Source organism: Janibacter hoylei PVAS-1, assembly GCF_000297495.1.
Taxonomy (GTDB): Bacteria; Actinomycetota; Actinomycetes; order Actinomycetales; family Dermatophilaceae; genus Janibacter; species Janibacter hoylei.
This window is the reverse complement of the sequence record NZ_ALWX01000045.1, coordinates 1-18,776: the sequence shown is the minus strand read 5'-3', so window position 1 is coordinate 18,776 and position 18,776 is coordinate 1. Positions and strand designations below refer to the sequence as shown.

At 72.9% G+C, this 18,776-nt stretch carries 20 protein-coding genes and 1 pseudogene; 17 read left to right on the top strand and 4 right to left on the bottom strand.

Going from position 1 to position 18,776, the window contains the following annotated elements; translation table 11 throughout:
• Window positions 1-95: 95 nt before the first annotated feature.
• Window positions 96-1,199, bottom strand: a complete 1,104-nt coding sequence (locus B277_RS10070) for a trans-sulfuration enzyme family protein (RefSeq protein ID WP_007927866.1) — start codon at window positions 1,197-1,199, stop codon at window positions 96-98.
• A 31-nt stretch (window positions 1,200-1,230) separates the two neighbouring features.
• Between B277_RS10070 and B277_RS10065 the strand changes: the two are divergent.
• Window positions 1,231-2,357, top strand: a pseudogene (locus B277_RS10065) (D-alanine--D-alanine ligase family protein).
• Window positions 2,358-2,511: 154 nt separating this feature from the next.
• Here B277_RS10065 and B277_RS10060 read toward each other — a convergent pair.
• On the bottom strand, window positions 2,512-2,970 hold the full coding sequence (locus B277_RS10060; protein WP_007927864.1) for a DUF3515 family protein: 459 nt from the start codon (window positions 2,968-2,970) through the stop codon (window positions 2,512-2,514).
• Between the two features lie 54 nt (window positions 2,971-3,024).
• Here B277_RS10060 and B277_RS19935 point away from each other — a divergent pair, with 54 nt between their 5' ends.
• Together B277_RS19935 and B277_RS19930 are read left to right on the top strand one after the other, a co-directional pair.
• Window positions 3,025-3,471 (top strand): thiamine-phosphate kinase, encoded by a 447-nt coding sequence (locus B277_RS19935; protein WP_338009760.1) that lies wholly within the window; start codon window positions 3,025-3,027, stop codon window positions 3,469-3,471.
• Window positions 3,404-4,030, top strand: a complete 627-nt coding sequence (locus B277_RS19930) for a thiamine-phosphate kinase (protein WP_338009759.1) — start codon at window positions 3,404-3,406, stop codon at window positions 4,028-4,030. Before B277_RS19935 ends, B277_RS19930 begins: the two co-directional genes overlap by 68 nt.
• A gap of 90 nt (window positions 4,031-4,120) precedes the next feature.
• Here the strand turns inward: B277_RS19930 and rpmB are convergent, their stop codons facing one another.
• Window positions 4,121-4,315: a 50S ribosomal protein L28 gene (rpmB, locus tag B277_RS10050; RefSeq protein ID WP_007927862.1), complete on the bottom strand. Its 195-nt coding sequence runs from the start codon at window positions 4,313-4,315 to the stop codon at window positions 4,121-4,123.
• A 155-nt stretch (window positions 4,316-4,470) separates the two neighbouring features.
• On the opposite strand from rpmB, the gene B277_RS10045 reads away from it, so the two are divergent.
• The 9 genes from B277_RS10045 to mutM all read left to right on the top strand — a co-directional run bounded on the left by B277_RS10045 (window position 4,471) and on the right by mutM (window position 12,617).
• Window positions 4,471-6,123 carry a DAK2 domain-containing protein gene (locus B277_RS10045; RefSeq protein WP_040881315.1) on the top strand — a complete coding sequence of 551 codons (1,653 nt, stop codon included), beginning with the start codon at window positions 4,471-4,473 and terminating at the stop codon, window positions 6,121-6,123.
• Between the two features lie 834 nt (window positions 6,124-6,957).
• On the top strand, window positions 6,958-8,361 hold the full coding sequence (locus B277_RS19925; protein WP_338009757.1) for an ATP-dependent DNA helicase RecG: 1,404 nt from the start codon (window positions 6,958-6,960) through the stop codon (window positions 8,359-8,361).
• 66 nt (window positions 8,362-8,427) lie between these two features.
• Complete coding sequence (gene rsmD / locus B277_RS10035) at window positions 8,428-9,003, top strand: 16S rRNA (guanine(966)-N(2))-methyltransferase RsmD (RefSeq protein WP_007927854.1); 576 nt, start codon at window positions 8,428-8,430, stop codon at window positions 9,001-9,003.
• 48 nt (window positions 9,004-9,051) lie between these two features.
• Window positions 9,052-9,606: a hemerythrin domain-containing protein gene (locus B277_RS10030; protein WP_007927852.1), complete on the top strand. Its 555-nt coding sequence runs from the start codon at window positions 9,052-9,054 to the stop codon at window positions 9,604-9,606.
• On the top strand, window positions 9,603-10,085 hold the full coding sequence (coaD, locus tag B277_RS10025; RefSeq protein WP_007927850.1) for a pantetheine-phosphate adenylyltransferase: 483 nt from the start codon (window positions 9,603-9,605) through the stop codon (window positions 10,083-10,085). The genes B277_RS10030 and coaD overlap by 4 nt, the downstream gene beginning before the upstream one ends.
• A gap of 105 nt (window positions 10,086-10,190) precedes the next feature.
• On the top strand, window positions 10,191-10,787 hold the full coding sequence (locus tag B277_RS10020) for a YceD family protein (RefSeq protein WP_040881312.1): 597 nt from the start codon (window positions 10,191-10,193) through the stop codon (window positions 10,785-10,787).
• A 1-nt stretch (window position 10,788) separates the two neighbouring features.
• A complete protein-coding gene (gene rpmF, locus B277_RS10015) occupies window positions 10,789-10,983 on the top strand; it encodes a 50S ribosomal protein L32 (protein WP_007927847.1) in 195 nt (64 codons plus the stop codon).
• 13 nt (window positions 10,984-10,996) lie between these two features.
• Window positions 10,997-11,743 (top strand): ribonuclease III, encoded by a 747-nt coding sequence (gene rnc / locus B277_RS10010; RefSeq protein ID WP_007927846.1) that lies wholly within the window; start codon window positions 10,997-10,999, stop codon window positions 11,741-11,743.
• 1 nt (window position 11,744) lies between these two features.
• Window positions 11,745-12,617 (top strand): bifunctional DNA-formamidopyrimidine glycosylase/DNA-(apurinic or apyrimidinic site) lyase, encoded by an 873-nt coding sequence (mutM, locus tag B277_RS10005; RefSeq protein WP_007927845.1) that lies wholly within the window; start codon window positions 11,745-11,747, stop codon window positions 12,615-12,617.
• Between the two features lie 60 nt (window positions 12,618-12,677).
• Here mutM and B277_RS10000 read toward each other — a convergent pair whose 3' ends face one another.
• On the bottom strand, window positions 12,678-14,639 hold the full coding sequence (locus tag B277_RS10000; RefSeq protein WP_007927843.1) for an acyltransferase family protein: 1,962 nt from the start codon (window positions 14,637-14,639) through the stop codon (window positions 12,678-12,680).
• Window positions 14,640-14,709: 70 nt separating this feature from the next.
• Between B277_RS10000 and B277_RS09995 the strand changes: the two genes are divergently transcribed.
• The 5 genes from B277_RS09995 to B277_RS09980 all read left to right on the top strand — a co-directional run.
• Entirely contained in the window at window positions 14,710-15,000 is a 291-nt protein-coding gene (locus tag B277_RS09995) for an acylphosphatase (RefSeq protein ID WP_007927842.1), read from the top strand.
• A 66-nt stretch (window positions 15,001-15,066) separates the two neighbouring features.
• A complete protein-coding gene (locus B277_RS09990; protein ID WP_040881311.1) occupies window positions 15,067-15,354 on the top strand; it encodes a chorismate mutase in 288 nt (95 codons plus the stop codon).
• Window positions 15,355-15,358: 4 nt separating this feature from the next.
• On the top strand, window positions 15,359-16,120 hold the full coding sequence (gene map / locus B277_RS09985; protein WP_007927831.1) for a type I methionyl aminopeptidase: 762 nt from the start codon (window positions 15,359-15,361) through the stop codon (window positions 16,118-16,120).
• Window positions 16,121-16,210: 90 nt separating this feature from the next.
• Window positions 16,211-16,924: a chromosome segregation SMC family protein gene (locus B277_RS19105; protein ID WP_051987997.1), complete on the top strand. Its 714-nt coding sequence runs from the start codon at window positions 16,211-16,213 to the stop codon at window positions 16,922-16,924.
• Window positions 16,921-18,776: coiled-coil domain-containing protein (locus tag B277_RS09980; protein ID WP_476625115.1), on the top strand; the 1,856-nt coding region annotated here is incomplete at its 3' end. The genes B277_RS19105 and B277_RS09980, both read left to right, overlap by 4 nt.

Genomic DNA, 18,776 nt, shown 5'->3' with positions numbered 1-18,776 from the left:
CCGCCGAAGTCCTTCGTCTGCCCGCAGGTCACGTCGTCGTGCCTGACATCGGCTTGATGTGCGCGGTCACCCCCCTTCGTCCTGCGCTTGCGCCGTCAGATGCGGTCGAGGGCCTGCTCGAGGTCGGCCCAGAGGTCTTCGACGTCCTCGACTCCGACGGACAGCCGCACGAGGTTGACGGGCACGGCCTCGGGCTCGCCCGGCTGGCGGCGGCGCCGCTCGAGCTGTGACTCCACCCCGCCGAGGCTCGTCGACGGCGACCAGATCCGCGTGCCGGTGGTCAGGGCCTCCGCCTCGACGACGTCGTCACCCTCGCCGGCGACCTCCACGGAGACGATGGCGCCCCAGCCGGGGTAGCGGACCCGCGAGATCCGCGGGTGGGTGGCCAGCCGTCCCGCGAGATCGGCAGCATTGGCACAGGCCCGCTCGACGCGGAGGGAGAGGGTCCGCAGCCCGCGCAGGGCCAGCCACGCCTCCATCGGGCCGGCGATCGCCCCGCCGAGGGTTCGCTGCCGGGCCAGTCGGGTGTGCAGGTCCCGTCCCGTCGCCGTGTCGGGCGTGACGGTCAGCCCGAGGATGACGTCCGAGTGGCCCGCGAGGTACTTCGTCGCCGAGTGCACGACGACGTCGACGCCGTCCTCGAGGGGTCGCTGCAGCAGCGGGGTGGCGAAGGTGTTGTCGACGACGACGAGCGCCCCCGCCTCGTGCGCCGCGGCCGCCAGACCGGCGATGTCGGCGACCTCGAGCAGCGGGTTGGACGGCGACTCGAGCCACAGCAGGTCGGCGCCCGGCAGGGCGGCCCCGACGGCGGCATCGTCCGTGATGTCGACCCAGCGCACGGTGAGCCGGCCAGCCTCGGCGGCCTCGGTGAGGGAGACGACGACGCCGTTGTAGGCCGCGGCCGGCGCGACGACGGTCCCGCCCTGGGGCACGAGGGAGAGCGCCGCGTGCACGGCCGCCATGCCGGAGGAGTAGAGGAGGGCCCGGCCCCCTTCGAGGTCACCCACGGCCAGCTCGAAGGGGGTCCACGTCGGGTTGTCGACGCGGGCGTAGTTGACCGGTCCGTCCTGGACGTAGGTGGAGGTGAAGGTGACCGGAGCGTTGAGCGGCGCGCCCGGCGCCCGCTCGGGCCGACCGAGCGCCACCACGCGGGTGCGGGGGGAGAGGGCTGCGTGCGCGTCGTCGTCTCGGTGCTCCATGGGCGAGAGGCTAGACGTTAGTCTTCCCCCGATGAGCAGCCATCCCAGCAGCAAGCCGCGCGTCGCCGTCGTCTTCGGCGGACGCTCCTCCGAGCACGCCGTCTCGTGCGCCACCGCGGCCGGTGTGCTGCGGGCGATCGACCGCGACGCCTACGACGTCGTGCCCGTGGGCATCACCCGCGACGGCGCCTGGGTCCTGGCCGCCGACGACCCCGACGCGCTGGCGCTCACGCCGGGGCACACCCCCGAGGTCGCCCACACCGGCACCGAGGTGATCCTGCCGACGCGCGTGGGGGAGACGGCGCTCACCGTCCACCGCCCCGGTCAGGCGCTCGAGGCGCTGGGCGACGTCGACGTCGTCTTCCCGTTGCTCCACGGCCTTACGGCGAGGACGGCACCCTCCAGGGCATGCTCGAGCTCACCGACATCCGCTATGTCGGCTCGGGGGTGCTCGCCTCGGCGGCGGGGATGGACAAGCACTACATGAAGGTCGTCTTCGCCGGCGCCGGTCTGCCCGTCGGGCCCTACACCGTCATCACCGACGCCCAGTGGCGCCGGGACAAGGCCGCGGCGATGGACGCTGTGGCCGCCCTGACCTACCCGGTCTTCGTCAAGCCCTGCCGGGCCGGCTCGTCCATGGGAGTGTCCAAGGTCGACACCCCCGACGGGCTGGAGGCCGCCATCGAGGCCGCCCGCGAGCACGACCTCAAGGTCATCGTCGAGTCCGGCATCGTCGGCCGCGAGATCGAGTGCGCCGTGCTGCAGGGCCGCGGTCTCGACGCGCCGCGCACGTCCATGCCGGGCGAGATCGTCGTCGAGGAGGGCCACGGCCACGACTTCTACGACTTCGAGGCCAAGTACCTGGACGAGGCCTCGGTCGTCCTCTCCTGCCCGGCCGACCTGTCCGAGGCCGTCACAGACGAGGTGCGTCGCCTGGCAGCGGCCGCCTTCGAGTCCCTGGCCTGCGAAGGCCTGGCGCGGGTCGACTGCTTCGTCACCGACGGCGGTGCCGTGGTCATCAACGAGATCAACACCATGCCCGGCTTCACGCCCCACTCGATGTACCCGCGCATGTGGGAGGCGAGTGGCGTGACCTACCCCGAGCTCGTCGACGAGCTCATCCAGCTCGCCCTCGAGCGCCCCGTCGGCCTGCGCTGACCCTCCCTTCGCCGTCATTTCCCTAGGGAAATGTGCCGAGGGGTGCGCATCTCCTTAGGGAAATGTGCCCAGGGGTGCGCATCTCCCTAGGGAAATGCGCAGGAGGGCCGTATTTCCCTAGGGAGATGCGCAGCGAAGGGGGAGTGCCCCGGACTCAGGAGCACTCCCGGCCGTTGGTCGGCAGCTCCTCGACAGCCTCGCTGAAGGCCGGCAGGAGGAGCGGGCCCGGCCCCTGCTCCTGCGGCACGATGACCTCGATCGCCGGGTCGTGACCGAAGCTCGTCAGTCGCGTGCCGTCACCCAGGTCCTCGGCGACCCACCCGATCTCGTCGACGACGACGCACTGCTCCTCGGTGGGCGGCATCGCCGGCACACCGCAGCGCGCGACGATCGCCGGGTCGCCCCACGCCCGGACAGCCGGGTCGCTCGGGTCCGTCTCCACGGGGGCCTGACCCGACAGCTCCTGCGGCCAGTGCTCGCTCGCGGCGGTGCACGCCGGACTACCCGCCGCCCCGGGCACGCCCACCTCGACGGCCCCGGCGCAGCCGGCGAGCAGCAGGGGCAGGGCGAGGGCACAGGCGAGCGCGACGCGAGGTCGGGGAGTGGTGGGCACGGCCGGGAGGCTACCGTGCGGTCCTGACCCCCCTTCGTCGGACGGAGAGCCCGGATGCCCCGCACGCGCCTGCGTGACCTCACCGAGGGCGAGCTGCTCGAGCAGCTCTTCCCGCGCTTCGGCGGGATCACCGGGCCCGCGGCCGTGCCGCTCGGCCCCGGCGACGACGCCGCGGTGCTCGCCGCCCCCTCGGGGAGTGTCGTGCTCACGACCGACTCCATGGTCCGCGGGCGTGATTGGCGCGACGACTGGTCGTCAGCGCGCGAGGTGGGGCTCAAGGTCGTCGCGCAAAACATCGCGGACATCGCGGCGATGGGTGCGGTGCCCACCGGGCTGCTCGTCGCGCTCGCGGCCGACCCGGAGACCGAGGTGGCCTGGGCGCTCGAGCTCGCCGAGGGCATCGCGCAGGCCGCGGGGGGAGGCCGGTGCCCCCGTGCTCGGCGGCGACCTCTCGTCGGCGGCCTCCGGCACGGTCGTCGTCGCGATCACGGCGACCGGTGACCTCGAAGGGCGTCCACCCGTGTGTCGCGACGGTGCCCGGCCCGGCGACGTCGTCGCCGTCCGGGGCGGGCTCGGCCGGTCCGGGGGAGGGCTGCAGCTCCTGCTCGCGGGTCGCGGACGCACCCACCTCGACGGCGAGCCGGGCGGGTCCGAGCAGGCGGCCCACGACCTCTGCCTCGTCCACCGGACCGCCGGGTCGCCGCCCTGGCGCGAGGGGCCCGCGGCGGCGCGTGCCGGGGCGACGTCGATGATCGACGTCTCCGACGGGCTCGTGCGCGACCTCGGCCGGGTCGCCCGTGCGAGCGGCGTGCGGGTCGAGCTCGACGGGCAGGCACTGCGCGTGCAGGCCGACGGCCCGCTCACCCGGGCCCTGGGGGCCGACGAGGCACTCGTCCAGGTGCTCAGCGGGGGCGAGGAGCACTCGCTCGTGGCGACCTTCGCGCCGGCCGACGTCCCCGCTGGCTGGCAGGTCCTCGGCAGCTGTGCGGCCGGGGAGCCCGCGGTGCTCGTCGACGGCACAGCACCCGAGGTGATCGGCTGGGACCACTTCCGGGGGTGACCCCCTTCGGCCGTGGCGGTGGCGCCCGTGGACGCACGAAAAAGCCGCCGTCCCCGTGAGGGGAGCGGCGGCGATGTCGTCAGGCTCGGGTCAGCGCTTGACCTTGCCGGCCTTGAGGCACGAGGTGCAGACATTGAGACGCTTCGGGGTCACCCCGGCGTCGCCCACCTTGGCCCGAACGCGCTGGATGTTCGGGTTCCAGCGACGCTTGGTGCGGCGGTGCGAGTGCGAGATGGAGTGTCCGAAGGACGGTCCCTTGCCGCAGACGTCGCAGTTGGCAGCCACGGGTATCTCCTGTGTTCGTCAGTAACGTGAGTGTCGTGCTCGGGCACTCCACCGAAGAGGCGGAGCTGTCACCGGGCAACCGGTACAGAGTAGCCGAGTGAGCACGACACCACCAAAACGGCGTGGGGGCGGTCCTTCTCCACTACCCTGACGGCGTGCTGGAGGTCCTCGACGCTGACTCCGTGCGCCGGTGGGTCGTGGTGACCCGCGCCGCACTCGCCGCGAGGCGTGCCGAGATCGACGCGCTCAACGTCTACCCGGTCCCCGATGGTGACACGGGCACCAACATGTACCTCACCCTCGACCAGGCCCTCGACGCCGCCCGCTCGGAGCAGGAGCGTGCCGGGACCTTCGGCAGCCTCCCGCTGCCCAGCGAGGCCGCCGCCATCTCCCGCGCGGCCCTGATGTCCGCCCGGGGCAACTCCGGCGTCATCCTCAGCCAGATGATCCGCGGGGTCAGCGAGGTCGTGAGCGCCGGCGACCTCGTGTCGATCGACACCAAGGCCGTGGCCCAAGCGGTGCGCCGCGGTGCCGACCGGGCCCGCGAGAGCGTCGTGCGCCCGCAGGAGGGGACGATCCTCAGCGTCGCCGACGCAACCGCCGAGCGGGCCGAGCAGGTCTGTCGTGACGGGGGCAGCCTCGGGGAGCTCACCCGAGCAGCCGTCGACGCAGCGCGCGCGGCGCTGGCGCGCACCCCGGACCAGTTGCAGGTGCTCGCCGATGCCGGGGTCGTCGATGCCGGCGGCGCCGGGTACCTCCTCTTCGTCGAGGCCCTGGACCAGGTCGTGCACGAGGAGGGCGCGCCGACGAGCTATGCCGTCGACGAGTTCACCCTCAACCCCACGCTCGAGCGGCGCCCGGGCTGGACCCGCCCGGTCGACGGGGCCGCCGTGACGGCTCCCCACGACGGCCCGGCCCACGAGGTCATGTACCTGCTCCACGACGTGGACGAAGGGGGCGTGACCCGGCTGCGTCAGCGGCTCGACGAGATCGGCGACAGCGTCGTCGTGTCGACCGCGGAGGACGTGTGCCACGTGCACGTGCACACCGACGACATCGGGGCGGCCCTCGAGGCCGGCATCGAGCACGGGGTACCGCGCCGGGTCGCCGTGACCCTCCTGGAGACCATCGCACCGGCCCCGAAGGGCGGCCTGTCGATCGTCGCCTGCGCGGCCGGTCCCGGCATCGCCGCCCTGCTCGAGGAGGCCGGGGCGACGACCGTCGCCTCGGGCCCCGGCCACCGCGCCTCGGCGGGCGAGCTCGTCGCGGCGGTGCGCCAGGCCGGGACCGAGGAGGTCATCCTCCTGCCCAACGACCGTGACACCCGGATGGCCGCCGACGCGGCAGCCCACGCCGCAGCCCAGGAGGGGCAGACCGTCCACGTCATCACCTCCGTGACCGCGGTCCAGGGACTGGCGGCGCTCGCCGTCTTCGACCCGGGCGCGACGACGCAGCACAACGTCCTCGCGATGACCCGCTCGGCCGCCGCCACCCGGCACGGCGCCGTGACGGTCGCCGTCAAGGCCGGGCTGACGAGCGGTGGGCTCTGCGAGGTCGGTGACGTCCTCGGGGTCGTGAGCGGCGACATCACCATCGTCGGCTCCGACGCCGAGCAGGTCGCCCGCGAGGTGCTGGAGGGCATCGTCTCCGCGGGCACCGAGCTCGTGACGCTCGTCGTCGGCGAGGACGCACCCGACGGGCTCGCCGAGGCCGTCACCGGGTGGATCGAGTCCCGGCGCGCCGGCATCGAGGTGCAGGTCGTCGACGGCGTCCAGCCGCACTACCTGCTCCTCCTCGGGGCCGAGTAGTGGCGACCGAGGAGACCCGGCTCAAGGGGCTGCTCGGCGGCCAGGCAGCCGGCAAGCTCGCCAAGCACCGGCAGATCGAGACCGTCGGGGAGCTGCTCGACTTCTGGCCCCGGCGCTACCGCACCGCCGCCCCCGACCTCGGCTGTCCCCGCCCCGGGGACTTCCTCGTCGCGGTGGCCAGGGTCGAGCACGCGGAGACCCGCACGATGAAGTCCCGCCGCGGCCGCATGCTCGAGGCCACGATCACCGACGGGCGCTCGCGGATGCGCGTGACCTTCTTCGACGCGCGCGGCCATGAGCACAAGCTCGTCGCCGGGCGCGAGTTCCTCTTCGCCGGCACCGTCTCGGAGTACCGCAGCGTCACCCAGCTCGCACACCCGGGCTACGCCTCGCTCGAGGAGGCCGCGGCCCTCGGTGAGCTCGGCGACGCCGACCACACCGGCCTCATCCCGATCTACCGCCACGTGCCCGGCGTGCACCCGTGGACGATCACCCGCTGCGTGCGGCTCGTGCTCGGGCATCTCGACGGCGTCGTCGACGCCGTGCCCGAGGCCGTGCGGACCCGGCGTGGCCTGCTCGACCGGAGGTCCGCCCTTCGTGCCATCCACGCACCCCGCGACCACGCCGACGTCGAGGCCGGCAGGGAGCGGCTGCGCTACGAGGAGGCGCTGGTCCTCCAGTGCATCCTCGGGCAGCGGCGGCGCGCGGCAGCGGCGGTCGTCACGCAGGGACGCGCCCCCCCGCGAGGGTGGCCTGCTCGCAGCCTTCGACGAGCGGCTGCCCTTCGAGCTGACGCCGGGACAGCAGCAGGTCGGTCGCGAGATCCTCGACGAGATGGCCCGCCCGACCCCCATGCACCGCCTCCTGCAGGGCGAGGTCGGCTCGGGCAAGACGATCGTCGCCCTGCGCGCGATGCTCGCCGCGGTCGACAGCGGGGGACAGGCGGCGCTCCTCGCGCCGACCGAGGTGCTCGCCGCCCAGCACGCCGCGTCGATCACCGCCATGCTCGGTGACCTGGCCGAAGGGGGGATGCTCGGCGGCGACGAGCACGCCACCCGCGTCGCCCTGCTCACCGGGTCGATGTCGGCAGCCCGCCGCCGCGAGACGCTGCTCGAGATCGCCTCCGGGCAGGCCGGCATCGTCATCGGCACCCACGCCCTGCTCGAGGACAAGGTCTCCTTCGCCGACCTCGCGCTCGTCGTCGTCGACGAGCAGCACCGCTTCGGCGTGGAGCAGCGAGATGCCCTGCGCGCCAAGGGCGTCACTCCACCCCACCTGCTCGTCATGACGGCGACCCCGATCCCGCGGACCGTGGCGATGACCGTCTTCGGCGACATGGAGACGTCGACCCTGCGGGAGCTGCCGCGGGGCCGCCAGCCGATCACCACCCACGTCGTCGAGGCCCGCAAGCCGGGGTGGGTCGACCGCACCTGGGCCCGCGTGGCCGAGGAGGTCTCGGCCGGACGTCAGGTCTACGTCGTCTGCCCCCGCATCGGCGGCGACGACCCGCACGACCTCGACGGGGTCGACCTCGTCGCCGAGGACGCCGTCGTCGACGACGAGCACGACGACGGTGAGCGTGTCGAGCAGGAGCGCACGGAGCGACCCCTCGCCGCGGTCGAGGAGACGATCGCGGCGCTCGCCGAGCACCCGGTCCTCCAGGGCGTCACCCTCGAGATGCTCCACGGGCGGATGGCCCCGGAGGACAAGGAGCGCGTCATGGCGCGCTTCCACGCCGGCGAGATCGACGTGCTCGTGTCGACGACCGTCATCGAGGTCGGGGTCGACGTGCCCAATGCCTCGATGATGGTCATCCGCGACGCCGACCGCTTCGGCGTCTCGCAGCTGCACCAGCTGCGTGGACGCGTGGGCCGTGGCGGCCACCCCGGCCTGTGCCTGCTCATGACGGACACCGACAGCGAGTCGGCGCTCGAGCGGCTGCAGGCCGTGAGCGCGACCACGGACGGCTTCGAGCTCGCGCGCCTGGACCTGACCCAGCGCCGCGAGGGCGACGTGCTCGGCACCGCCCAGCACGGCGTGCGCAGCCAGCTGCAGCACCTGTCGGTGCTCGAGCACGAGCCGCTCATCGTCGCCGCCCGCGAGGACGCGCAGGGCCTGCTCGACGCCGACCCGGAGCTCAGCGACCACCCGCAGCTGCGCGAGACGATCACCGACTGGCTCGACGCTGAGCAGGCGGCCTACCTCGAGAAGGCTGAGTCGCTCCCTTCGTCGCGGTGACCTCGGGCGAGGGGCGGACCCGCGCCCGGGTGGTCCCTCGCCGACCCGATGACGCATCATGGAGCGGTGACTCGGATCATCAGCGGCGAGGCCGGCGGCCGACGACTGCGCACCCCCTCCGGCGACGGCACGCGGCCCACGACCGACCGGGTGCGCGAGGCGCTCTTCAGCTCCCTCGAGGCGCGCGATGTCATCGACAGGGCGCACGTCATGGACCTCTACGCCGGCTCCGGGGCCCTCGGCCTCGAGGCGGCCAGCCGCGGCGCGGCCAGCGTGCTGCTCGTCGAGTCCGACCGCGGGGCGTCCGCGACGATCCGCGCCAACATCTCCGACCTCGGCGTCGCCGGCGCGCGGCTGCAGTCGAGCACCGTCGAGCAGGCCCTCGACCGTCCGGCCTCGCTGCGCTACGACCTCGTCCTCGCCGACCCGCCCTACGACGTCACCGAGGACTCGCTCACCGCCGTCCTCGAGATGCTCCTCGCCCACCAGTGGCTGGCCCAGGAGCCGGTCATCGTCATCGAGCGCTCGTCCCGCTCGCCTGAGCCGACCTGGCCCGACGGCATCGTCGCCGAGGGCTCGAAGGCCTACGGCGAGACGACGCTGTGGTTTGCCATCCGCGTCGCCCCCGACTACCAGATCTGAGCGGCCGGCCTCCCGCACCGTCCCCGATCATCCGGTAGGAATGGGGACATGAGCGACTACACGATCCCGCGGCCGGCAGCAGGCGACATCACGGACCTCATCGCCGACGACCACCGGCTCTTCGAGAGCCTCATGCGCGACATGCGCGACGCCACGGCTGATCGCGAGGCGGCCCGCGCCGCCTTCGCCGCACTGCTCATCGCCCACAGCGAGGCCGAGGAGGAGATCGCCTACCCGAAGCTGAAGTCGCGCAAGGTCATCGCCGGCGAGGAGGAGGAGCACGGCGAGAAGGAGCACGCGGCGACCAACGAGGCGCTGCTCCACCTGCTCCGGGCCAAGGGCACCGACACGCAGAAGTTTCAGGACGCCCTCGAGGCCGTCGCGGAGGTGCTCAACCACCACATCGGCGAGGAGGAGCTGACGATCCTCAACCCGGCCCGGGAGGACGCGAGCGAGGAGCTGCGCGAGCAGCTCGGCAAGAGCTGGTCCGCCAGGCGCAACGAGCTCCTCGAGGCCGGCGCCGGCAGCATCGAGCAGGTGGAGTCCATCGTCAAGCAGGCCTACGACGACGGTCTGCTCCCCAACGACGACCAGCCGTCGTGACCCGCGCCGTCTGCCCCGGCTCCTACGACCCGGTGACGGTCGGCCACGTCGACGTCTTTCGCCGGTCCGCCACGCTCTTCGACGAGGTCGTCGTCGCGATCCTGCACAACCCGGCCAAGCAGGGCACCTTCACCGTCGACGAGCGGGTCGCCTTCATCGAGGCTCAGGTCGGGGACCTCAGCAACGTGCGGGTCGCTCCCTTCGCCAACCAGCTCGTCGTGGACGTGTGCGCGGAGCTCGACGCGCAGGTCCTGCTCAAGGGGCTGCGCGGGGAGACCGACTTCTCCTACGAGTGGCCGATGGGCCTGATGAACCGGCACCTCACGGGTGTCGAGACCCTCTTCATCCCCGGCGACCCCCGCCACGAGCACGTCTCCTCCTCGCTCGTCAAGGAGGTCGCCCGCTTCGGCGGCGACGTCACCGGACTGGTCTCCGACGAGGTGCGCGACGCCCTCGTCGAGCGGCTGCCGGGGCCCTGAGCGCCGCCCCCCTTCGCCGGTTTGGGACGAAGGGGGGATCGCCGGTAGTCTGGTGCGTCGGTCTACGTCGTCGTGTCGTGGGCCGTTCTTCCGGAGACTGGAGCCATGGAACGCAACGCCCCCTCCTCGCCCTTGGTGCTTGATGCCAAGAACGTGGGCCGACGACCCGGGTCGATGCATGAAGTGGACGTCCAGGCCGGAGCACCTGCCGGTTTCGGCACGGATGTGCTGTCCGTCCCCGAGGGTCACCCGATGGACCTGACGGTGCGGATGGAGTCCGTGCACGAGGGCGTGCTGGTGACGGGGACGGTCTCTGCCACGGCGACGGGCGCATGCGTGCGGTGCCTGGACGAAATCGACCTACCGGTCGACAACCGTTTCCAGGAGCTGTTCGTCTGGCCGGATCGGGCGAAGCACCACCGCGAGGTGGATGCCGAGGCCGACGAGCAGGAAGAGCACCAGATCGAGGACGACCAGATCGACCTCGAGCCGGTGCTGCGGGACGCGGTGCTGCCGAGCCTGCCCTTCCAACCGGTGTGCCGGGACGACTGTCCGGGACTGTGCTCCGAGTGTGGAGCCAGGCTCGAGGACGACCCGGAGCACCACCATGAGCTGATCGACCCCCGGTGGGCGGCACTCGAGGCGCTTGCGCCTCTGGCCGCCCAGGCGGGGGATGAGGACAACGAAGAGAAGAGGAACTGACGTGGCCGTCCCGAAGCGGAAGATGTCGCGCTCCAACACCCGTAGCCGCCGCGCGAACTGGAAGGCGACGCCGACCGCGCTGTCGACCTGCCCCCAGTGCAAGTCGCCGGCGCCGGCCCACCAGGCCTGCCCCTCCTGCGGTACCTACAAGGGTCGCTACTACGCGACCGCGGACCGTACCGAGCACCAGGCCTGAGCCTCCTGTCGCAATGAGCGACAGGACCTCACCGCAGCAGCGGCCCGTCGAGGAGCTCTCCCGATACCTCACCGAGGTGACCGGGGAGCCCGTCGACGAGCCGCTGCTCACGCGTGCGCTCACACACCGCTCGTACTCTTACGAGAACGGCGGCCTGCCCCACAACGAGCGCCTCGAGTTCCTCGGGGACTCGGTGCTCGGGCTCGTCGTCACCGACCACCTGCACTCGACGCACCCTGACCTCAGCGAGGGGGAGCTGGCGAAGCTGCGGGCCGCCGTGGTCAACATGCGTGCCCTGGCGGAGGTCGCCCGGACCATCGGTCTCGGTGACTTCGTCAGCCTCGGGCGCGGCGAGGAGACGACCGGCGGGCGGGACAAGAACTCGATCCTCGCCGACACCGTCGAGGCGGTCATCGGCGCGGTCTACCTCTCGACGCCCAAGCCCCGCGGCCTCGACGCCGCGGGGCTGCTCGTGCACTCCCTGCTCGGCCCGGTGATGAAGAGCTCGGCCAACCTCGGCGCCGGCCTCGACTGGAAGACCTCCCTGCAGGAGGTCGCGGCCGCCCAAGGTCTCGGCGGCGTGCAGTACCGCACGAGCGACGAGGGTCCCGACCACGACAAGACCTTCACCGCCCACGCCCACGTCGGCGACGAGGTGCGGGGCACCGGTGTCGGGCGGTCGAAGAAGGACGCCGAGCAGCAGGCTGCGGCCAACGCGTACGCGGCGCTGACCGCGGACGCGCCCCAGACCTCGGCCTGACGTGCCCGAGCTGCCCGAGGTCGAGGTCGTCCGACGCGGACTGGCCGCCCACGTCACCGGACGGACCATCGAGACCGTGTCGCTGCGCGGCGAGCGGGTGGCTCGACGCCACGTGCCCGGTCCGCGTGATCTCGAGGACCGCCTCGCCGGTCGCACCGTCACCGGGGCCCACCGGCGCGGCAAGTACCTGTGGCTGGCCCTCGCCGAGGGGCCTGACGCCGTGCCCGACGAGGGGCTGGTCGTCCACCTCGGCATGAGCGGGCAGATGCTCGTCACCGACCCCGACGACGCGGAGGCCCGCCACACCCACGCTCGGGTGCGTTTCACCGACGCCGGCCACGAGCTGCGCTTCGTCGACCAGCGCACCTTCGGCGGCTTCGCCCTCGCCGATCTCGTCGACGGTGTGCCGGAGGGCATCACGCACATCGCGCTCGACCCCTTCGACCCCGACTACGACCGTGACGTCGTCGTGCGCGACATCAAGCGGCGGCGCAGCGGGATCAAGCGGGTGCTGCTCAACCAGACCGTCGTCTCCGGCATCGGCAACATCTACGCCGACGAGGCGCTGTGGCGTGCCGGGGTCCACGGGGAGCGGCTCGCCTCGTCGCTGACGAAGCCGGCGATCGCGCGCCTGCTCGACCATGCGCGCGACGTCATGGCGCAGGCCCTGGAGCAGGGCGGCACGAGCTTCGACGAGCTCTATGTGAATGTCAACGGCGCCTCGGGCTACTTCGACCGGTCGCTCGCCGCCTACGGCCAGGAGGGACGCCCCTGCCCGCGGTGTGGCACGACGATGCGACGCGAGCAGTTCATGAACCGCAGCTCCACCTCGTGTCCGCGCTGCCAGGTGCGCCCGAGGTCGGCATCTGCCTAGGGAAATGCGGCCGGGCGTGCGCATCTCCCTAGGGAAATGCGGCCGGGTGTGCGCATTTCCCTAGGGAAATGTGGTCCGGATGGGTGATTTCCCTAGGGAGATGCGGGGGTCAGGGGGCGGGGGGAGGTCCTTGAGCGTCACGGCCTTGCCGGTGTGCTTCTCGGAGAGGTCGGCGAAGGCCTGCCGGATCGTCGCCGCGTAGGTGTGCGCCCCGCCGAGCGAAGGGTGGATTCCGTCGGCCTGCAGGTCCTCCGCCGCCACGGCCGCGTCCCAGTCGGCCAGGGCGACGTTGGGCCGCTCGGCCGCGATCTTGCGCAGCTCGGCATTGTCGTCGTCGATGCGGGAGAGCCGATCGGCGTGGAGGTTGACGATGACGACCATGCGGTCGTCGCCGATCTCGTCGAGGATCGCGCGGATCGTCTCGGGCTCGGTGCCCGCGTTGGTGCCGAAGGCCAGGACGACGGCGCGGCGCAGCGAGGAGCCGGCCGCCTCGATGGCCGAGCGCCCGTCGGACCAGCGGCGGTTGGACTTCGCGTCGATCTGGACGCCGGGGAAGTAGTACTCGAGCGCGGGCACCGAGCCGACGACCATCGAGTCGCCGAAGACGTCGATCTCGTCCCCCTCCGGCATCGTGAAGCTCGCGGTGCCGGAGAAGGTCGGGGCGGGCTCGGTCTTGCGGGGGGCGGCCGCGCGGGCCTCGTTGGCCTCGATGGTGCGCTGGGTCGACGTGGTGTCAGGGGCCGTGACGAGGACGAGCCCGAGCACGAGGGCGGCGGCGACGGCGGTGCCGAGCACGACGCGGCGGGCCCGCGCCGACTGCAGGAGCGTGAAGGCGCCGAGGATGCGACGACCCGTCTCGCGGAAGCCGAGCCGGCGCACGGGGGTCTCGATGAAGCGGTAGGACAGGTCGGCCAGGGCCAGCGTCACGACGACGGCCCACACACGCGTCCAGACGAAGGCGGCGGAGCCGGCGCTCGTCGGGATGTCCTGGGCGACGATGAGGATGACCGGCCAGTGCCACAAGTAGATGCCGTAGGAGCGCTGCCCGATCCACGTCAGGGGCGGCAGCTCGAGGGTGCTGCGCAGCCGCCCGGGGCGCTCCACGGCCGCGAGCAGGAGCACGGCGGTCGCGACGGACACGAGCGGGATGCCCAGGCGGAAGGTCCACGCGTGGTCCTCGGCGGCGAAGGCCAGCAGCAGCGCGATCGTCACGATGGCGGCGCCGACGATCCACGGTCGACGGGTGCACCACACCCGGCTCGTCGTGTACGCCCGCAGCGGGCCGGTCCACACGATCGCCAGGGCGGCACCGAGCATGAGGCCGACGAGGTGGGTGTGCGTGCCGTAGTACGCGACGGTGGGCGCCGCGGGGTCGAAGGTCACCGCCATGAGCACGGCGGAGGTGAGCCCCAGCCCGAGCACGAGGGTGGCGAGCGCGCCCTCGGTGACGGCGAAGCGGCGGTGCAGCCACAGCAGGCCGATCATCGCCAGCGGCCACACGAGGTAGAACTGCTCCTCGACCGCCAGGCTCCAGAAATTCATGAAGAGCTGCGGCGAGGTGGCGGCGAAGTAGTTGCTGCCCTGGGCGATCTCGAGCCAGTTGGTCGAGAAGGTCAGGGCTCCGAGCGCCTGGCGGCGCACGCCGACGAGCAGGTCGGCCTCGACGGTGCGGGCGATGAGGATCGCCACCGGGACGACGACGAGCAGGGCGGGCAGGAGGCGTCGGGCCCGGCGGGTCCAGAAGCCCCGCAGGTCCACCCGCCCGGTGTCCCGCCGCTCGCGGACGAGCAGTGTGGTGATGAGGAAGCCGGAGATGACGAAGAAGACGTCGACGCCGAGGAATCCACCGGGCAGCCAGGCCGGGTCGAGGTGGAAGACGACGACCGCGACGATCGCCAGGGCCCGCAGGCCGTCGAGCCCGGCGAGGTGGCCGCGGCTGGCACGGCCGGCCGGGGCTGGCGGGGAGGTGGCCTCGGGCGCGGAGGTGGCCTCTGCGTCGGCGGTGGCGGTTGGCTGACCCACGCACCCGACGCTAGGCGCGCGCGGCCCTCGGGTGGTGGAGGCGCACCGGGGAGCGGGTAGTTTCGCCGCCATGACCAGCACGGAGCGCGCGACCTACTTCGTCCGGGGCCGGGTGCAGGGCGTCGGCTTCCGCTGGTGGACCCGCTCCCGGGCCCTCGAGCTGGGTCTGGTCGGCCACGCCCGCAACATGGACGACGGGCGGGTCGAGGTCGTGGCGCAGGGCTCCCCTTCGGCGTTGGCCGCGCTGGACCGGCTCCTGCGGGAGGAGCCCTCGACGACGCGCCGGCCCGGTCAGGTCACGTCGGTGGTGCGTCAGGACGGCAGCGCGAAGGGAGGAGTCGCGGGCTTCGTCGAGAAGTGAGAGGCCCTCGAGCCGAGCCGGGCACGTGACCTAGCCTTGACCGGGTGAGCGAGACCACCCCCCGAGCTGCTGCGACTGCGTCAGTCCATCGACAACATCGACGCGGCGCTGATCCACCTGCTCGCCGAGCGGTTCAAGGCGACGCAGAGCGTCGGGGTGCTCAAGGCGCGCATGGACCTGCCGCCCGCCGACCCGGCGCGCGAGGAGCGCCAGATCGCGCGACTGCGCGACCTCGCCGACACGGCCGGCCTCGACCCGGTCTTCGCGGAGAAGTTCTTGAACTTCGTCATCGCCGAGGTCATCCACCACCACGAGCAGATCGCCAGCCAGCAGGCCGGCCCGGACGAGGACTGATCGCATGATCGAGCTGAAGACCCCCCGCGAGATCGAGCAGATGCGCCCCGCCGGGCGGCTCGTGCGAGACGTGCTGCAGCGCCTCACCGAGGTCGCCGAGGTCGGCACCAACCTCCTCGAGCTCGATGCGATCGCGCACGACATGATCCGCGCCGCCGGCGGGACCTCGTGCTACATCGACTACCACCCCTCCTTCGGGGCCAGCCCCTTCGGCAAGGTCCTGTGCACCTCGGTCAACGACGCCGTCCTGCACGGCCTGCCGCACGACTACCGGCTGCGCGACGGTGACCTGCTGTCCGTGGACTTCGCCGTGTCGGTCGAGGGCTGGGTGTGCGACGCGGCCCGGTCCTTCGTCGTCGGTACGCCCGACCCCGAGGACCTGCGGCTCATCGACACGACCGAGCGAGCGCTCGCGGCGGCGATCGAGGTCGCCCGCCCCGGCAAGAAGATCGGCGACATCGGTGCGGCGATCGCAGCCGTCGCCCGCGGCGAGGGCTACTCGATCAACACCGACTTCGGCGGGCACGGTGTCGGCCGCGAGATGCACGGGGACCCGCACGTCGCCAACGACGGTCGGGCGGGCCGGGGCATGCCCCTGCGGCCGGGCCTGGTCATCGCCATCGAGCCGTGGTTCCTCGCGACGACCGACGAGATCTACACGGACCCCGACGGGTGGACCCTGCGCAGCGTCGACGGCTCGCGTGGTGCCCACAGCGAGCACACGGTCGCCATCACCGACGGCGACCCGATCATCCTCACCGCCTGAGCGAAGGGGGCGCAGCGCCCCGGCCTCCGGCTGCCCGGAAGTAGAGTGGCCCGAACTCATCCCGCCGCCGGCCCGAGGAGCGCCTCGCTCGTGTACGTCAAGAGCCTCACCCTCAAGGGCTTCAAGTCGTTCGCCTCGGCGACCCACATGCGCCTGGAGCCGGGCATCACGTGCATCGTCGGACCCAACGGGTCGGGCAAGTCCAATGTCGTCGACGCCCTCGCCTGGGTCATGGGCGAGCAGGGGGCCAAGTCGCTGCGCGGCGGCAAGATGGAGGATGTCATCTTCGCCGGGACGGCCGGCCGGGCGCCGCTGGGCCGCGCCGAGGTGACGATGACGATCGACAACACCGACGGTGCGCTGCCGATCGACTACACCGAGGTGACGATCAGCCGCACGATGTTTCGCAACGGCGGCTCGGAGTACGCGATCAACGGCACCTCGTGCCGGCTGCTCGACATCCAGGAGCTGCTCTCCGACTCCGGCATCGGCCGGGAGATGCACGTCATCGTCGGGCAGGGCCAGCTCGATGCCGTCCTGCGGGCGACCCCCGAGGAGCGCCGCGGCTTCATCGAGGAGGCCGCCGGCGTCCTCAAGCACCGCAAGCGCAAGGAAAAGGCGATCCGCAAACTCGAGGGGATGGAGGCCAACCTCTCGCGCGTCGCGGACCTGACCACCGAGATCCGTCGCCAGCTCGGGCCGCTGGGCCGCCAGGCCGAGACCGCCCGCGCAAGGCAGCGGTCATCCAGGCCGACGCCCGCGATGCTCGTCACCGCCTGCTCGCCGACGACCTCGTGCGGATGACCTCGGCCCTCCAGCAGGAGGTCGCCGACGAGCAGGCCATGCTCGAGCGGCGCAAGACCCTCGAGCAGGCCGTGCTCGCCGCCCGCACCCGCATCACCGAGCACGAGGAGGCCGGGGCCGCCGCCGCTGCCGAGCTCGTCGCCGCGCAGCAGCGCGCCACCCGGCTGGCGACGCTCACCGACCGCCTCGCCGCGACCGCCTCCCTCGCCGCCGAGCGGGTGCGCCTGCTCGGCCAGGACGAGGAGGTCGAGACGACGAGCGGCCGCGACCCGGACGCTCTGCGTGAGCAGGCGGCCAGGGCACGTGCCGACGAGGAGACGCTGCGCGCCGACATCGCCCGCGTGGGGGAGGAGCTCGCCGCAGCCGTCGCCGCCCGCGAGTCTGCGGAGCAGGCGCACGCCGCCGAGCAGCAGCGCATCGCGACCCTCGCCCAGCGCGCGGCCGACCGGCGTGAGGGCCTGGCCCGCCTCGCCGGGCAGGTCGGCGCTCGCCGGTCGCGCATCGAGGCCCGTGAGGCCGAGGTCGGGCGCCTCGAGGAGATCGTCTCGACGGCACTCGCCCGCGCCGACGAGGCCGAGCGGGAGTTCACCCGGCTCGAGGGGACCATCGCCGACGAGGAGGGGAGCGAGGAGGGCCTCGACGAGGCCTACGAACGCACCGCCGCCGCCCACGACTCCGCTACCCAGGAGGTCGAGCAGATCGTCGAGGCCGGGCGCACGGCCGACCGCGACCGCCAGTCCGCCCAGGCCCGCCTCGAGGCCCTCGAGCTCAGCCTGCGCCGCAAGGACGGGGTCGAGGCGCTGCGCGAGGCCGCGTCCGGGGAGCACGAGATCATCGGCTCGGTCGCCGAGCTCGTCACGGTCCGTGGGGGGCACGAGGCGGCCATCGCCGCGGCGCTGGACCAGGCCGGCAATGCGCTCGCGGTCGGCAGCGTCGCGGCGGCGGCCCGCGCCGTCGAGCAGCTGCGCACCGATGACGCCGGTCGGGCGACGCTCGTCGTCGGCGCAACGGCCCGCCCTTCGGACCGGAGCAGCTGGCCCACCCTGCCGGACGGCGCCGTCTGGGCGCTCGACGTGCTCGAGGCCCCCGACGACATCCGCCCCGCAGTCGAGCAGGTCCTCGAGCGGGTCGCCGTCGTCTCGGACACGCCCGCCGCGCTGGCCCTCCTCGAGCGGGTCGGCGAGGTCACCGCCGTCACCGAGGAGGGTGACGTCTACGGACCGGGCTTCGTGCGGGGCGGGTCCAGCGCCGCACCGAGCCTGCTCGAGCTGCAGGCCGCCGTCGACGAGACCCGCACCCGCCTCGACGACGCGACCCGGCGCAGCGAGGAGTCGGCCTTTGCCCTGACCCGCGCCCGCGCCACCCTCGCCGAGTGCGTCGAGGCGCGCGATGCCGCGATGGAGGCCCTGCACGAGTCCGACGCCCGGATGGCGGCCGTCGCCGAGCAGCTCGGCAGCCTGGGCACGACGACCCGGACCGCCCGCAGCGAGGCCGAGCGCACCCGCGCCAAGATCACCGAGGTCACGACCGCGCTCGAGTCCGAGCGTGCCGAGCTCGCCGAGCTCGAGCAGCGCCTCGAGGAGGCCTCCGCGGCCCCGGCCGACGACGAGACGGATGACGACACCGACGACCGCGAGCGTCTGGAGCTCGAGGCGAGCGCGGCGCGCACCGCGGAGACCGAGGTGCGTCTGGCTCTGCGCACCAAGGAGGAGCGGGCCCGCTCCTTGCACGGCCGGGCCGAGTCGCTCGAGGGGGCCGCCCGCAACGAGATCGCCGCCCGGGAGCGACTGCGGGCCCGCCGCGAGCGTCGCCGACGCGAGGCCGAGGTCGCGGCAGCCGTGCAGAGTGCCGC

Coding starts and splice junctions, on each gene's coding strand:
- B277_RS10070 (WP_007927866.1), bottom strand. CDS start 1,199: ATGGAGCACCGAGACGACGACGCGCACGCAGCCCTCTCCCCCCGCACC.
- B277_RS19935 (WP_338009760.1), top strand. CDS start 3,025: ATGCCCCGCACGCGCCTGCGTGACCTCACCGAGGGCGAGCTGCTCGAG.
- B277_RS19925 (WP_338009757.1), top strand. CDS start 6,958: ATGGCCCGCCCGACCCCCATGCACCGCCTCCTGCAGGGCGAGGTCGGC.
- B277_RS10030 (WP_007927852.1), top strand. CDS start 9,052: ATGAGCGACTACACGATCCCGCGGCCGGCAGCAGGCGACATCACGGAC.
- B277_RS10020 (WP_040881312.1), top strand. CDS start 10,191: ATGGAACGCAACGCCCCCTCCTCGCCCTTGGTGCTTGATGCCAAGAAC.
- rnc (WP_007927846.1), top strand. CDS start 10,997: ATGAGCGACAGGACCTCACCGCAGCAGCGGCCCGTCGAGGAGCTCTCC.
- B277_RS09995 (WP_007927842.1), top strand. CDS start 14,710: ATGACCAGCACGGAGCGCGCGACCTACTTCGTCCGGGGCCGGGTGCAG.
- map (WP_007927831.1), top strand. CDS start 15,359: ATGATCGAGCTGAAGACCCCCCGCGAGATCGAGCAGATGCGCCCCGCC.